Consider the following 14,266-nt stretch of genomic DNA (forward strand, 5'->3'; position numbering starts at 1 on the left):
CTGTGACTGGTAATTGGATTTTGACCGATGACGAGTTTATGAAACCCTCGTACAGGATAAGCCCGTTCAGTACATCATCCATTGCAAAGAATTGCGGTTTACCACCGACCAGCAAGGATGTGCAGTTTTTTGAAAAAAGACATCCGGCGTACCATCAGCACTATTTGCTCAAAGCGCGTCATGGTATCACGCTGGCGTTAACCAATTTGGAGCTGTCAGAAACAGATTATGTCACAGTGCTTACCACCACGGATAATCTGTACGTCAGCGGGTGCGTGATGAATGCGATTGAAGCTGTTTGCAAATGGAACCGCACGCTGAATGAAGAAACCAAAGCTATCGTGGTTGTCCATGAGTTTGGCACTGTGTATCCGGATATGGATAAGCTCTACCAGCTTGGTGTTCCCGTTATCGAAGACTTTGCTCATTCATTTAATTCTTCGTCTGCAGACTCCGGACGCAGTGATTTCGTCGTCTATAGCTTTCCTAAGTATTTCCCGATTCAGTTCGGTGGAATTATCCTTAGTCGCAAGGCGTTAACCACTAAGCCAGAGCTGGGCGCAGAGTACGAAAACTATATTAAGTGTGTAGTTTCCGCACATGTTGACCATGTTGAGGAATATGCCGACATACGATGGAAAAACTATCGCTATCTGTTGGAGCTGTTTGCGGGCTTGTCCTGTACGCCACGTTTTACTTTTAGCGAACAGGAAACACCGTCCGTATTTATGTTTTGCCCTCCGGCAGGGGTTGACCTTATTGCTCTGAAAACATTTATGCAGGGTAACGGAATAGAATGCAGTGTTTTTTATGGCGAACAGACGTTTTTCATTCCTCTGCACGATAGACTGCAACAAGCAGACCTAGACTATTTTGTTTTTGTCTACAATGAATTTATTCAACGGGGTGCGTGATGAAATTAGAAAACATTACATTGGTTGGTAGTGCAACAGTAGATCCTTCGACAAGCATTAATAATGTTCGTTTAGGAGATAATGTTAAAATTGCTAAACGATGCTCTGTTTTTGGCTCAAAGGAAAACGTTCTTGAAATTGGTCATGACAGCTATGTCGGCATGAATTCAATTTTAAACGGCTACAGTGCCAAATTAATTATCGGTGCTCATGTAAGCATTGCTCAAAATGTAAACATAATGACCGATTCAGGTCCAAACGCCAGCGAGCTTTTGCAAAAAATCTATCCGATTCAGAAAGAAAAAGTAGAAATTGGCGATCACTGCTGGATTGGCACTTCGGCGACTATTATGCCCGGTGTTAAATTGGGTAATTTTTGTATTGTCGCGTCGAATAGCTACGTCAATACTTCATTTGAAAACTATTCAATTATAGGTGGAACACCTGCTCGATTAATTAAGAGAATTGATCCTTATGAGCTGGAGAAAGATTAAGTTATGACCAGAATAGCATCGAATGAAAAATATGCTGTTAACCTAGTTGATGAGTATGCGGAAAATAATTTTTTTTCCAGTAAATGCTTTATTGAACACCAGATTATCGTGCAGAAAAAAGAGGTAAGAACATTTGCTCTGGTGGATCTTACAAGCAACAAACAACTCGCCATCAAATCTTTTGCCCGCGAACAAAACTCCTCTGACTGGACGTCCCCGGTAACCGGTGCTTTTGGACCCGTTGAGGCCAGCGAACTTATTTCTATGTGCGAGCTGGATTTTTTCATCAGCGTTATCTCTAATTATCTGTTATCTCTGGAAAATAGCGCTAAAATCGTCTGGCGCCTGCCACCACAGTATTACCAAAGCAAAGTCCACACCAAAGTTCAGAATGTGCTGTTCCGCCAAAAATGGGTTCTGGATGAATATGATCTTAACTTTCATCTCCCCATTACCTGCTATGAGGATTTTCGCTCTAACCTCGGTAGCAGTAAGCGAAACCAGCTTAACCGCATGACAAAGTCTAAGCCTGAATTTAACGAAACAACCACGGCTGAGCAGCGTAAAAGCGTTTATGACGTCATTAAGTTAAACCGAGAAAGTCAGGGATTCCCGATGACCATGTCATGGGAGGCAATTGAAGCGCTTTCTCTCGCCATGGGTGAGAAGATTAAGTTTTATATTCTGACGCGCGACAATGTTGTTCTTGCTGGCGCTATTTGTCTGATACTCGACACCAATACATTATATGTGTTTTACTGGGGCGAACATCCGGAATATAGAAAAGATTCTACCATCATTAAGTTAGCCGAAGGTATCTATCTGGCAGCCGCTGAAGGCGGGTTTTCGACGCTTGATATTGGCACTTCGACAGACCATTCAGAACCAAATCAGGGATTGCTCAATTTTAAAGAGAGCATTGGTTGCCTGGTTAGTCAAAAAATTACAGTTAGCTTAAGCAAAGATGGAAAATAAATGAAAGTAGACTTTTTGAATCTGCAACAAATTAACACACGCGATGCTCAAGAAATGCTTATGGCATGCAAAGATGTTATTGATTCTGGTTATTATATCGGCGGCGATAAAGTTGATGCCTTCGAAAATGAATTTGCAGCTTACTGCGGAGCAAGGCACTGCATTAGCGTGGCAAATGGTCTTGACGCATTAAACCTTGTTTTACGCGCTTGGAAACTAAAGGGCTGCCTGCAAAACGGTGATGAAGTCATTGTTCCTGCTAACACCTACATTGCATCGGTGCTTGCGATCACTGATAACGGGTTAGTACCTACACTTGTTGAGCCTGACTATAATACATTCAACATCACTGCGGCTGGTATTGAATCCGCTATCACTGCGAAAACGAAAGCCATCCTTCCTGTGCATCTGTACGGTCAGTTAGCGCCAATGCCTGAGATTATGAGCATTGCCGAAAAACATAACCTGTTAGTGCTGGAAGACAGTGCCCAAGCGCATGGCGCCATGCTTGAGGGGAAACGTGCGGGTACATGGGGCCATGCCGCTGGCTTTAGTTTTTACCCAGGTAAAAACCTCGGTGCATTGGGTGATGCTGGAGCCGTAGTGACGAATGATGACGAGTTGTCAAATGCGATCAAAGCGTTGCGCAACTATGGTTCGCACAAAAAATATGAAAACCTGTATCAGGGGCTGAATAGTCGCCTGGATCCGATACAGGCCGCAATGCTCAGCGTTAAATTAAAACGTCTGGAGAGTGATACTGCGCACCGTCGTCGCATTGCGGATATATATATCAAGAACATGAATAATGTACTGGTGACTACGCCATTGGTCACCGAAGCGGCTGCCCATGTCTGGCATTTATTTGTGATTAAAACCTCGCATAGACAACAGTTGCAGGAGTGGTTAGCGGCGAACAACATTCAAACGCTAATTCACTATCCTGTTCCGCCGCATAAACAACAGGCCTACTCTGAGCTGAACTATCTGCATTATCCGATCACTGAGCAAATTCATGAAGAGGTATTGTCACTGCCAATATCTCCGATTTTGACAGAAGATGAAGCGATGTATGTCGTAAACAAAATCAATGAATTTAAAGTGTAAGAACAAATTTAATGCGGGCTCTATTTAGCGTCACTTTTTGGACCGGTTTGCTGACAATATGTAAAATGGCTGTGGGTTTTGTTATTACAAAATTTGTAGCTGTTTACGGCGGCCCTTCAGGACTGGCTCTTTTAGGACAGTTACAGGCTATTGTCACAAGTTTCAATGGCATAATTAACGCTCCGGTCAGTAACGGGATCGTTCGCTACACCGCCGAGAATTATGACGTTGGTATCGACAAATGCACGCCCTGGTGGCGTGCAGGTATACGCTGTACGATATTCCTCTATCTTATCATCCTAGCCGTTGTTTTATTCTACTCGAACTATCTGGCGCGGGTTTTTCTGGCAAATGAAGAGTATGCCTGGATAATTGTCTTGGCAGGTTTTTTTTTGCCATTTACTGCCATCGGAACCTTTGTCAACTCCGTCATCAACGGTGCGAAAGATTATAAGAAATATGTCATTGTTGGCATGTTCTCAACGCTATTATCATGTCTGATAATGGTGGTGTTAATCTATTACAAGAAATTGCACGGCGCACTTATTTCTGTTTGTATTCAATATGCGTTGGCTGGGCTTATCTCTATCGCTTTTGTCTGTCGACAAAAGTGGTTCAAGCTGGCTAATTTCTTCGGTAAAGCAAACAAAGAGAATGTTAAAGGTATCGCGGGTTATATTTGCATGGCGGTGATCAGTGCCATTGCTTTACCCACCGCGTTACTGTTGATCCGTAACGAAATGGTTGGCCAGCTTGGCTGGATGCTTACGGGACAATGGCAGGCCGTATGGCGGATATCAGAAGTCTACCTTAGCGTCTTGACGCTTGCGCTCGGAGTTTACTATTTGCCAAAGCTTTCCTCTATTGGCGATAGCAATAAAATTCTGGCAGAAGTAAAAACGACAAGCTACCTGATGTTTGGTCTGGCTATCATTATGGCGCTCAGCGTCTACGTGATGAAAGATTTTATTATTCTGATTTTGTTCTCACCAGAATTTTTACCGGCGCGAGAGCTTTTCACTATTCAGCTCGTGGGAGACTGCCTGAAACTCATTAACTGGGTTTACACTTACCCTATGCTAGCGCGTGGTTCTACGCGTTGGTTTATCTCGCTCGAGTTATTCTTCGCCTTTTTGTTCTATATTTTAACTACCATTTTGCTGCACTTTACGAATCTAGCTGTCGCCTCCGTATTGTATTCATACGTCATGGTCCAGCTGGTTTGTTTCCTGTTCTTGCGACTTGCACTAAAACATATCATTCGTTAAATCGGAAGGAATAATGCTAGAGTTGACCTATGCAATGCCTTGCTATAACCATAGCGCTTTTTTGGTTGAGGCTTTGGATTCTATAAAAAATGATGTCGCGACTCACGATTTCAGTTATGAAGTATTAATTATCGATGATGGTTCACCGGATGATTCAGTTAACGTTATCAAACAATGGATGGAAACCAACAGCGATATCAATGTTCGTTTAATTACGCAAGAAAACCATGGCATTGCCAAAACTGTCAATAAACTCTATAACAACTCTGACGGTAAATTCGTTCGGCTTTCCGCTTCCGATGATATCGTTCTTCCCGGCAGCTCCGCTGCGATGATGGCACTTGCCGCGGATAATATCACCTGCGTGTTTGGTGATGGCACCGTTATTGACAACGATAGCAAGAAAGTTGGCGATAGCTTTATGGATTATCATGGCGGGAACCCTGACGATCTGCGAAATAACCAGCGTATTCCGCAAAAATTGATCGACAAATGGTGTATTGCCGGTCCGTGCATTCTAGTAAGGCGGAATTTCTTTAACAGCTATCAGTACGACGAAAATTCAAGGATCGATGATTTCGACTTCTTCCTGAATGTGTTTAAGAAGCCGGACAGCGTAATTTACCTTAATCAAAAAGTTTGTTGCTACCGTATACACGGTAACAACACGTCAAAAGTGAAAGATGTAACTACGCGAATTGCTAACTTGCAGTCATTTTGCTATTTGCTGGAAAAATATACCTATTCTCCTGAACTGAAATATGTGCAGAAGCAACTTCTGGCCAAAAGATATCTCACTAAGTGCAAAATTAACTACTTGCAGAGTAGTTATCTCAAAGCCATCTATCATTATGCTATTCACAAATATTATTCATCACTAAGTAATCAGCTAGTGAGATAAAATAGCCAGTAGTCAGCTTAGAGTGGATTGAAATATGAGTGAAATGAAAGGCCGGTTGTCATTTTATATAATGGCACCGATATTAATTCAGTTAGCTATTTTTTATCTGTGCTTCAACGTGACAGAGGGTATGTTCTTTTATTCCCTCTTTTACGGCAGCAGCATATTCTTTCTGGTCTGTTTTTTTGAATTAATATTCAGAAGAAGACTAAATTATACCAGTTTATACGAAAATGTTTACAATAACATAGCACCGATCGATAAGCTGGTGCTAAAGTCGTTGGGCTTTTTAGTTTTGCTTCTATTTCCTCTTGATGTTTATTTTAATGGGTTCAAACTACTCAATCCAGCTAGCTATGCTGAATTCTATGGGGTCGGACGATTTATTCGCCATGTCACTTCAATGTGCTGGATGCTGGTTCCCATCGCTTATATTATCAGGCGTGAAAACCCGTGGGTTGCCAGGTTCTTCATTCTGTTTTCGATGCTGTTGCCGATAATGATGATTGACCGTAATCGCTTGCTGATGTCTTTCTTTTGCTATTTCTTCATTCTCTACGCACGGTTCCGTTCGACGTCAGTCAAAAGCCGTCCGCACGAATTTCGTAAGGTGAAGCTCGGCCTGTATTCACTATTAATTTTACTACCGACGATTTTTGTGATTATTGGGTTTTATCGTAGTGGTACATCTTTCTCGATTGAATCTTCTGGCGATCATATTGTTTATGGGAAATTCCCGTTAACGGAGTTTTTCGACATCATGCCGCCGTCAGTCAAGCAAATATTGTTATATATCACGACACCTATCCTTAACTTCACTCATGTGGCGTCGACGGGCTTCCTGAACGACCAGTTCTTGCTCAGCCAGATTTCACCGTTTTCTCGTGAAGAGTTCCCTATGTACCCTTATTCACCAGTATTGATTGTCCGTTACAACGTAGGTACGGAGTTCTATCCTTTCCTCCTGTTTGGAGGATTGCCTCTGGTATTTATTGCAATGTTCTTTGTCGTTCTGACATTTGGCGCTGTATTTTACTGGTTCTGTAAAACTCAAGGGATTTATGCCTGGCTGCTTTTCCTTAAGTTTGTCTATCTTATGCTATTCCTTGGGTTTGCTCCACAGTTCTATATCTTGCTTAATATTATGAGCTCTATTCTTATATTCTTATTGTACCTATTTTCTAATTTTTTAAAGTTTTCTATGGTAGGTAATACCAGCAAACCCATTGGTGGGAGGTAGCAATGACGGGAAGTAAAATAGCTGTTTTACTGGCTGCATATAATGGAATGAAGTGGATAGACGAACAAATTCAAAGTGTTCTTAATCAAGAAGATATATCCGTAGATATTCACATTAGTGTCGATGTTAGTACCGATAGTACCTATGAGCACTGCCTTCAGCTCGCAAAACAATATAGCAATATTTATATTTTGCCTTATGGTACCCGCTATGGTGGCGCAGCACGCAATTTCTATCGTTTAGTCCGTGATGTTGAACTGGCAAACTATGATTTTGTCTCTTTTGCCGATCAGGATGATATTTGGCACTTGGATAAATTATCGAACGCGATAAAGGTACTTTCCGAAAAAGGCTACGATTGTTATTCCAGTAATGTCATGGCTTTCTGGGAAAATGGCAAACAAGTGCTTATCAACAAAGCGCAAGATCAAGTCGAGTATGATTATTGCTTCGAATCTGCCGGACCGGGCTGTACTTATGTGTTCAGCAAAAAAGTTGCATTAAAATTTCAGTCATTCATCAGCAATAATAATAAAGATAAAGTCGATGAAGTTGAATTGCATGACTGGTTAATTTATGCATTTGCTCGCCACAGCGGATATAAGTGGTTTATTGATTCGTGGCCGAGCATGTTATACAGACAGCACAGTAGCAACCAGTTTGGCGCAAACGGCGGATTACAGGCAGCGAAGCGCAGAATCCAAATGATACGTAACAGTTGGTATCTTACAGAAATAAAACGTATCGTTAACATCCTCGGTTTTGAAAATCGTCCGTTCTTTGTTAATTGCCTGAATCGCGGTTATTTTGGTCATCTTTATATAGCGTGTAAAATCCACAAGGTTCGCAGGAAATTACGCGACAGATTAAGCCTTGCAGTTATTTTAGTGCTGGGTATGCTGAAGTAAATTTGAAGTGGCAGACTGATTTTGGTCACCCTCATAGGAAGTGATATTCTCACGGTCATGCTCCCAATAATTAGATTTTGTGATAAACGCCCTACTTTTTATTGTGGGTGAGAGATGGCTAAAGTGGATGTGGTTTGTCGTTACTGTCACAAAACAGAAGCGGTTAAAGGACATGGAAAAGGAAGCTGTGGACATTCCCGTTATCACTGCTATGCCTGCCGTAAAACCTTTCAACTGAACTATACCTATCAAGCCTGCAATCCCGGTGTGAAGGAGCAGGTTATTGATATGGCAATGAATAACGCCAGCATCAGGGACACAGCTCGAGTTCTGAAAATCGGCATTAACACCGTTATTCGCACATTAAAAAACTCACGCCAAGACAAGTAACCCCGCTGCCGTTTGCGGGCAGTGATATTCAGATTATCGGTGAAATAGACGAGCAGTGGTCATTTGTCGGTAACAAGAAAAATCAGCGCTGGCTCTGGTATGCCTGGGAGCCGAACATGAAAAAGATCGTGGCCATGTGTTTGGTGACCGCCGCAGGAAAACGTTAAAAAAACGACTGCCACTTATGGCTCCTTTCAACATTCAGTGCTACTGCACAGATGACTATGTTGTCTACGATTGCCTTCCTGCGGAGAAACACCGCACAGGCAAGAAATTTACCCAACGCATTGAGAGAAGGAATCTCACTCTGCGCATCAGGATAAAAAAGCTGAACCGCAAAACGATAGGTTATTCCAAATCCGAAGCAATGCACGATAAAGTGATAGGCACGTTCATTGAGCGTAACTATTATATTTCATAACAAATCTAACGCGATGCTCGACTTTTATGGTGAGTTGAAATGACATAGCCGCTCCTTTATAACTTTAAGTCGTCAAAAATAGAGAAATAAAGGAACAAAAGGCTATGTCACAGCAAGATTTTATCATTTGGGTGTTTTGTTGGGTAGATGACAATTTAACGCAGTTACAGCAAGGTATACGATTCAGAAGCCGGGGATATCCGCCTAAACTGAGCGATGCAGAAGCCATCACGATGGAAGTGGTGGGTGAATTTTTAGGATTTTCAACAGATAAAGGCATTTGGACATACTTCAATGATCACTGGCGCGAATGGTTTCCGGGGCTAGGTTCACGCGCCAATTTCGCTAAACAGACTTCGAATCTTTGGGTTGTTAAACAACAACTGCAAGAAAAGCTGGCGAGGTTATTGGGCGCACTCGACAGGCCGGTACATATTATCGACGGATTTCCGCTGCCCGTCTGTGGATTCAAAAGAGCAAAAGGCTGTGCCAACTTCAAAGGGCAAGCCGATTATGGGTACTGCGCGGCCAAAAACGAAACTGACTACGGCTTCAAAGTACATCTCATGATAGACGAAATCGGCGTAGTAACCGGGTTTACACTGACGCCCGCCAATGTCAGTGAGCGTGAAGCAGCCTGGGATGTGATCGGCTCGATAAAAGGCTGTTTGCTGGGTGATAAAGGGTATTTAGGCGTTGAATTTAAACAGGAAATGAAGGTAGAGGGTATTGAAATGATTACCCCTGTGCGTGCCAATATGGATGATCCCCTCCCCAGAAAAATGAGAAGGGTCATTAACGCCAAATGCCGTTTAATTGAAACCGTGATTGGTCAACTCGCCGGACAATTTGCTATCGAGAAGTGCTGGGCACGGGATTTGTGGCATTTGAGTAATCGAATTGCCAGAAAACTGCTTTCTCACACGTTGGGTATTTTTGCCAATTTTAAACAAGGTAAAAATCAACGCGACTGGCTTCAACAAGCCAACGTTATAGGATGTTAAAGTCGAGCATCGCGTGAGGTTAACTATTCTGTATTGGCCCCCTGATTGCCTCCGCAATGGTCGCGTATATTGGTGATGGAAAACAATTTAATAACGGCAGGCAAATGGCCGCTTGGTTAGGACTCGTTCCTCGACAGGCCAGCAGTGGAGGGAAAACACAATTAGGCAAAATCACAAAAATGGTAATCGGTACCTATGCGGGATTTTAATTCATGGCGCCAGAGCTGCTATACAACGCAGAGCGTTACGGCATGATGCACTCGGTGATTGGATGCAGTCTTTGGTTAACCGACGGGGATTTAATAAGGCGTGTGTCGCTTATGCCAATAAATGTGCCAGGATATGCTGGTCAATTATGGTTAATAAAGATGCGTTCCAGATGAGCAAAGCCTTTGCTTAAATAAACCGGTTTCATTTTCAATAGAGTTGACTAAAGTTGATGAGCTAAACGGTTATCCGGCCTTGCAAAAACCTGAGACTGTCGAGGATTTTTAATCCGTTGATCTGATGAGGAGGCAAGGTTCGGACTTCACCACTGCGCAGCAAATTTAAATGATTGCCAGACGCCAGATATATGACCGTGAACCGAAATTAGCAATACACTGAGTCACTAACAGCCTATTCAGTTATTTTTTCTGCGCAGTAACACGACAAGAAATGCCAGATTGACGAGCTGAAGGCGGGTATTCAAATATCTCTCACAGTTCTTCCACAATCGTCGACATTTTTCCAGCCAACCAAATGAACGTTCGACAACCCATCGCTTGGGTATCACCTTGAAAGTATGCAATTCACTACGTTTGGCAATTTCGACAGTCGCGCCGAGTATATGATGCACGTTCTCAGCGAAGGTTTCTCCCGTATAACCGCCATCGGCTAAAACATTTTTCACCCAACTGGGTGATTTTTTGTGCCGCGTAAAAGCCTCCAGTGCCCCTTTTCTGTCCGTGACATTTGCCGTGGTGATGGTTATTGCGTGAGGTAAACCTTGAGTATCTACCGCGATATGGCGTTTGATGCCAGACACTTTTTTACCGGCATCATAGCCTTTCTCACGCGCCGTATCTGTGTTCTTAACGCTTTGTGCGTCAACGATCACAAACGTCGTGTTAGCGTTCCGACCATGGGTGATACGGGCCTCGCCAACCCGATTTTTTTAATGCCAGCCCCAGCAGGCTAGGTTCTGTTTCTGACGGTTTCTCTTTCCAAAGTTTGAAATAGTAATACACGGTACTTTTGCTGGGGAAATCACTGGGGAGCATATCCCACTGACAACCGCTCTTGAGGATATACAGCAGGGCACAAAACACTTCATACACATCGACTTTTCGAGGACGCGTACGTTTTCGGCTGCTGAGCAACAAGGGTTCAATTTTCTGAAAGGCTTCTCGGCTGATATCACTCGGGTAGATTTTTCTCATTCCAGCAGGTCACTTATATAGGCACTTATCTTATTTGGGCGGACAGAATACAGGAAAAACAATTACGTTCAAAAAAGATTCCGAGTGGTTCTAAAAAAGTTGAATATTATGGGACGTCTATATAAATCGGGTTAGGATAATATCTTTAACTGATAAAATAAAATCTGGTTACATTTATTATAAAACACACACATCAGAAATGTATTTTATAGGAAACTACAACTACATCTGTAACAATTTAATCAAAACATGCTAAACATCGTCCTATTCGAGCCAGAAATCCCGCCTAATACAGGCAATATCATCCGCCTGTGTGCCAACACAGGCTGCCAGCTTCATCTCATTCAACCTTTGGGTTTCACATGGGACGACAAACGCCTGCGTCGTGCAGGGTTAGACTACCATGAATTTGCTAATATCAAACAACACCACGATTACAACGCATTTCTGGAAAGTGAAGGGCTTAGTTCCGTCAATTCACAGTCCTCTTCTGGAGCACGTCTATTTGCCTTAACCACAAAAGGTACTCCGGCGCACAGTAATGTGAGTTATCGTGATGGTGATTACTTAATGTTTGGACCGGAAACTCGTGGTTTGCCGTCTTATGTATTAGATAACATACCACCTGAACAGAAAATCAGAATTCCCATGCTGCCAGATAGCCGTAGTATGAATCTGTCCAATTCTGTTTCAGTGGTTGTGTTTGAAGCATGGCGGCAACTGGGTTATCCAGGTGCGTTATTGCGGGATTAAGATTAATAGGACATTCAGCGTTTAATACGCGCTGAATGTCCTATCTATTAATGCTCATAAGAAAAGAACAGAATTTCAAATCCCATCCCCATTCTCAAATCCATTATTGATGCCATTAAAATGCTGGTTCATATCCAGCGATGGTTTCTCACTTTCCGGTTTACCAACAATCCTCGCCGGTACACCTGCCACTGTGGTATGAGGTGGAACTGATCTTAATACAACCGACCCTGCCCCAATTTTCGCACCACGGCCAATCTCGATATTGCCAAGTATTTTGGAACCCGCGCCAATCATTACCCCTTCACGTACTTTCGGATGACGATCTCCGCTGGTTTTACCTGTTCCCCCAAGAGTCACTGATTGCAGAATAGAAACATCATTCTCAACAACCGCTGTTTCACCAATTACAATACCTGTCGCATGGTCAAGCATAATGCCACAACCAATTCTGGCAGCGGGGTGAATATCAACGCCAAAAGAAACTGAGATCTGGTTTTGCAGATAGATTGCTAATGCCTTGCGATCTTCTTTCCATAGCCAGTGAGCAATACGGTAGGCTTGCAGAGCATGGAAGCCTTTAAGATAGAGTAATGGGGTTGAATATTTATCTACTGCCGGATCACGCAGTCGAACAGCTTTGATATCACGTGCTGCCGATTCAATCATCTTAGGATCACTGCGATACGCACTTTCAGCGACTTCTCTGACTTCAATGGGAGGCATAATCGGTGTTGCCAGCTTATTTGCCAGCATGTAACTCAGGGCACTACCAAGATTTTCATGCTTGAGTAGTGTCGCGTGAAAGAAACTGGCTAACATGGGTTCACAGTCTGCCAGCGCCCTCGCCTCGTTTTTTATATTTTTCCAGACTTCGTTCAGTTCTGCTCGCGACATATCAGTGTTCTCATTTATTTAAGAGTGAGAGCCATCTCCCTCATCTCTTGTCGCTCTTCCCAATAATGTTTGGGCAGCCTCAATCACATTTTTATTGCAGTATAGTATCTGGTAGATCTGCTCTGTGATAGGCATTTCAACACCCACTCTTTCCGCCAAAGCCCGAACTTCTTTAGTATTGCGGTATCCTTCAACAACTTGCCCGATCTCACGCTGCGCTTCATCAACACCAATACCTTTTCCCAGCATCATGCCAAAACGACGGTTACGGGATTGGTTATCGGTACAGGTCAAAACTAAATCACCCAATCCAGCCATGCCCATAAATGTAGAAGGATCGGCCCCCAACGCCACGCCAAGGCGGCTCATCTCCGCTAACCCTCTGGTAATCAATGCCGTACGGGCATTAGCTCCAAACCCCATACCATCAGAGATTCCGGCACCAATTGCAATCACATTTTTTATTGCCCCGCCGAGCTGTACCCCTATGAAATCTGGGTTTTTGTAGACTCGAAAGCTTCTGCCACAATGGAAAAACTGTTGTAGTTCTTCACCAAACTCTGGTGTTGTGGCAGAAACAGCAATCGCTGTTGGTAAACCTGCCGCTAGCTCTTTGGCGAATGTCGGGCCAGAAACTACAGCCAAGGGGATTTCATCACCTAATATCTCACGGGCGACATCTTGTAATAAGCGTCCTGTTTCCGCTTCAAGCCCCTTGGTAGCCCAAACAATGCGGCTATTCTGTTGTAAATACGGCTTTATCTGCTGTAAGACATCACCGAAAACATGGCTGGGAACCACTATCAGGATATTACAACTGGCTGAAACAGCGCTTTTCAGATCGGACTCGAGCAATAAGCTATCAGGAAAAGAAACATCCGGTAAAAATGCCTGATTACAGCGCGCTTGCTGCAACGCATTGACGTGCGCAGGGTTATGCCCCCAAAGCACAACATCGTGCCCATTGCGAGCCAAAGTAATGGCTAAAGCGGTGCCGTATGAACCGGCACCGATCACTGTCATAGAAGCAGTATTCATTAGGCTTCCTGTGCAGCCTCATTAGGCTGAGATTCAGCCTGCTGTTGCAGATAATTCATGAACAGGGCATCAAAGTTAACAGGAGCCAGGTTCAATTGTGGGAAAGTACCACGGCCTACCAAGCTGGTGATGCACTCACGGGCGTATGGGAACAGGATGTTCGGGCAATATGCACCTAAGCAATGAGCCAACTGGGTTCCTTCAATACCATCAATAGAGAAAATACCCGCTTGCTGAACTTCACACAAAAACGCTGTTTCTTCTTCCAGTGTCGCCGTGACGGTAACACGCAGAACAACTTCATAAACTCCCTGAACCAATTCACTGGAAGCAGTGTCCAAATCCAATTTAACTTCCGGTTGCCAATCCTGCTGGAAAATCTGCGGAGCTTTTGGTGCTTCGAAAGAAATATCTTTCGTGTAAATACGCTGGATTTGGAAAGCCATTTCTGTGTTGTTTTGTTCTGACATAATAATATTTACCTTTTTCAGATGTCCTTATTTAAACTTTTCAAGAATGCAAGCCTGCTACTTGC

The 14,266-nt window shown here is 43.3% G+C and carries 15 protein-coding genes and 1 pseudogene; 12 read left to right on the plus strand and 4 right to left on the minus strand.

Features of this window, described 5'->3' with window-relative positions; genetic code table 11:
* Window positions 1–38: 38 nt before the first annotated feature.
* The 11 genes and pseudogenes from ACE1SE_RS18320 to ACE1SE_RS18370 all read left to right on the plus strand — a co-directional run bounded on the left by ACE1SE_RS18320 (window position 39) and on the right by ACE1SE_RS18370 (window position 9,831).
* Window positions 39–914 carry a DegT/DnrJ/EryC1/StrS family aminotransferase gene (locus tag ACE1SE_RS18320; RefSeq protein WP_374052061.1) on the plus strand — a complete coding sequence of 292 codons (876 nt, stop codon included), beginning with the start codon at window positions 39–41 and terminating at the stop codon, window positions 912–914.
* On the plus strand, window positions 914–1,408 hold the full coding sequence (locus tag ACE1SE_RS18325; RefSeq protein ID WP_374052062.1) for an acyltransferase: 495 nt from the start codon (window positions 914–916) through the stop codon (window positions 1,406–1,408). Before ACE1SE_RS18320 ends, ACE1SE_RS18325 begins: the two co-directional genes overlap by 1 nt.
* A gap of 3 nt (window positions 1,409–1,411) precedes the next feature.
* On the plus strand, window positions 1,412–2,383 hold the full coding sequence (locus ACE1SE_RS18330; RefSeq protein WP_374052063.1) for a hypothetical protein: 972 nt from the start codon (window positions 1,412–1,414) through the stop codon (window positions 2,381–2,383).
* Complete coding sequence (locus ACE1SE_RS18335) at window positions 2,384–3,490, plus strand: DegT/DnrJ/EryC1/StrS family aminotransferase (RefSeq protein ID WP_374052064.1); 1,107 nt, start codon at window positions 2,384–2,386, stop codon at window positions 3,488–3,490. It begins immediately after the preceding gene.
* 11 nt (window positions 3,491–3,501) lie between these two features.
* Window positions 3,502–4,758: an O-antigen translocase gene (locus tag ACE1SE_RS18340; RefSeq protein ID WP_374052065.1), complete on the plus strand. Its 1,257-nt coding sequence runs from the start codon at window positions 3,502–3,504 to the stop codon at window positions 4,756–4,758.
* A gap of 13 nt (window positions 4,759–4,771) precedes the next feature.
* Window positions 4,772–5,659 carry a glycosyltransferase gene (locus ACE1SE_RS18345; protein ID WP_374052066.1) on the plus strand — a complete coding sequence of 296 codons (888 nt, stop codon included), beginning with the start codon at window positions 4,772–4,774 and terminating at the stop codon, window positions 5,657–5,659.
* Window positions 5,660–5,927: 268 nt separating this feature from the next.
* A complete protein-coding gene (locus ACE1SE_RS18350; protein ID WP_374052067.1) occupies window positions 5,928–6,899 on the plus strand; it encodes a hypothetical protein in 972 nt (323 codons plus the stop codon).
* A 2-nt stretch (window positions 6,900–6,901) separates the two neighbouring features.
* Entirely contained in the window at window positions 6,902–7,807 is a 906-nt protein-coding gene (locus tag ACE1SE_RS18355) for a glycosyltransferase (protein ID WP_374052068.1), read from the plus strand.
* Between the two features lie 114 nt (window positions 7,808–7,921).
* A pseudogene (locus ACE1SE_RS18360) lies at window positions 7,922–8,618 on the plus strand (IS1 family transposase).
* Window positions 8,619–8,722: 104 nt separating this feature from the next.
* The gene (locus ACE1SE_RS18365; RefSeq protein WP_374052069.1) at window positions 8,723–9,622 is read left to right on the plus strand and encodes an IS982 family transposase; all 900 of its coding nucleotides are present in this window, start codon (window positions 8,723–8,725) and stop codon (window positions 9,620–9,622) included.
* Window positions 9,623–9,666: 44 nt separating this feature from the next.
* A complete protein-coding gene (locus ACE1SE_RS18370; protein WP_374053711.1) occupies window positions 9,667–9,831 on the plus strand; it encodes a transposase in 165 nt (54 codons plus the stop codon).
* A gap of 413 nt (window positions 9,832–10,244) precedes the next feature.
* On the opposite strand, the gene ACE1SE_RS18375 is transcribed toward ACE1SE_RS18370, so the two are convergent.
* A protein-coding gene (locus ACE1SE_RS18375) for an IS5 family transposase (protein ID WP_374052070.1) occupies window positions 10,245–11,043 on the minus strand; the annotation gives its coding sequence in 2 pieces (ribosomal slippage) (window positions 10,245–10,778 and window positions 10,780–11,043; 798 coding nt in all).
* A gap of 249 nt (window positions 11,044–11,292) precedes the next feature.
* Here ACE1SE_RS18375 and trmL point away from each other — a divergent pair.
* Entirely contained in the window at window positions 11,293–11,796 is a 504-nt protein-coding gene (trmL, locus tag ACE1SE_RS18380) for a tRNA (uridine(34)/cytosine(34)/5-carboxymethylaminomethyluridine(34)-2'-O)-methyltransferase TrmL (RefSeq protein WP_374052071.1), read from the plus strand.
* A 75-nt stretch (window positions 11,797–11,871) separates the two neighbouring features.
* Here the strand turns inward: trmL and cysE are convergent, their stop codons facing one another.
* Genes cysE through secB form a run of 3 tightly spaced genes read right to left on the minus strand, consistent with a single transcriptional unit; the run spans window position 11,872 to window position 14,201 of the window.
* Complete coding sequence (gene cysE / locus ACE1SE_RS18385) at window positions 11,872–12,693, minus strand: serine O-acetyltransferase (RefSeq protein WP_074024722.1); 822 nt, start codon at window positions 12,691–12,693, stop codon at window positions 11,872–11,874.
* An 18-nt stretch (window positions 12,694–12,711) separates the two neighbouring features.
* Window positions 12,712–13,731: an NAD(P)H-dependent glycerol-3-phosphate dehydrogenase gene (gene gpsA / locus ACE1SE_RS18390; protein WP_374052072.1), complete on the minus strand. Its 1,020-nt coding sequence runs from the start codon at window positions 13,729–13,731 to the stop codon at window positions 12,712–12,714.
* Window positions 13,731–14,201, minus strand: a complete 471-nt coding sequence (gene secB / locus ACE1SE_RS18395) for a protein-export chaperone SecB (protein ID WP_374052073.1) — start codon at window positions 14,199–14,201, stop codon at window positions 13,731–13,733. The genes gpsA and secB overlap by 1 nt, the downstream gene beginning before the upstream one ends.
* Window positions 14,202–14,266 lie beyond the last annotated feature (65 nt).

Origin of the sequence: Xenorhabdus taiwanensis (assembly GCF_036512875.1) — a bacterium.
Classification (GTDB): Bacteria; Pseudomonadota; Gammaproteobacteria; order Enterobacterales; family Enterobacteriaceae; genus Xenorhabdus; species Xenorhabdus taiwanensis.

What these genes read in the sequence shown, in the direction of transcription:
- ACE1SE_RS18320 (WP_374052061.1), top strand. Translation starts at nt 39, where the DNA reads ATGAAACCCTCGTACAGGATAAGCCCGTTCAGTACATCATCCATTGCA.
- ACE1SE_RS18325 (WP_374052062.1), top strand. Translation starts at nt 914, where the DNA reads ATGAAATTAGAAAACATTACATTGGTTGGTAGTGCAACAGTAGATCCT.
- ACE1SE_RS18330 (WP_374052063.1), top strand. Translation starts at nt 1,412, where the DNA reads ATGACCAGAATAGCATCGAATGAAAAATATGCTGTTAACCTAGTTGAT.
- ACE1SE_RS18335 (WP_374052064.1), top strand. Translation starts at nt 2,384, where the DNA reads ATGAAAGTAGACTTTTTGAATCTGCAACAAATTAACACACGCGATGCT.
- ACE1SE_RS18340 (WP_374052065.1), top strand. Translation starts at nt 3,502, where the DNA reads ATGCGGGCTCTATTTAGCGTCACTTTTTGGACCGGTTTGCTGACAATA.
- ACE1SE_RS18345 (WP_374052066.1), top strand. Translation starts at nt 4,772, where the DNA reads ATGCTAGAGTTGACCTATGCAATGCCTTGCTATAACCATAGCGCTTTT.
- ACE1SE_RS18355 (WP_374052068.1), top strand. Translation starts at nt 6,902, where the DNA reads ATGACGGGAAGTAAAATAGCTGTTTTACTGGCTGCATATAATGGAATG.
- ACE1SE_RS18365 (WP_374052069.1), top strand. Translation starts at nt 8,723, where the DNA reads ATGTCACAGCAAGATTTTATCATTTGGGTGTTTTGTTGGGTAGATGAC.
- trmL (WP_374052071.1), top strand. Translation starts at nt 11,293, where the DNA reads ATGCTAAACATCGTCCTATTCGAGCCAGAAATCCCGCCTAATACAGGC.
- cysE (WP_074024722.1), bottom strand. Translation starts at nt 12,693, where the DNA reads ATGTCGCGAGCAGAACTGAACGAAGTCTGGAAAAATATAAAAAACGAG.
- gpsA (WP_374052072.1), bottom strand. Translation starts at nt 13,731, where the DNA reads ATGAATACTGCTTCTATGACAGTGATCGGTGCCGGTTCATACGGCACC.
- secB (WP_374052073.1), bottom strand. Translation starts at nt 14,201, where the DNA reads ATGTCAGAACAAAACAACACAGAAATGGCTTTCCAAATCCAGCGTATT.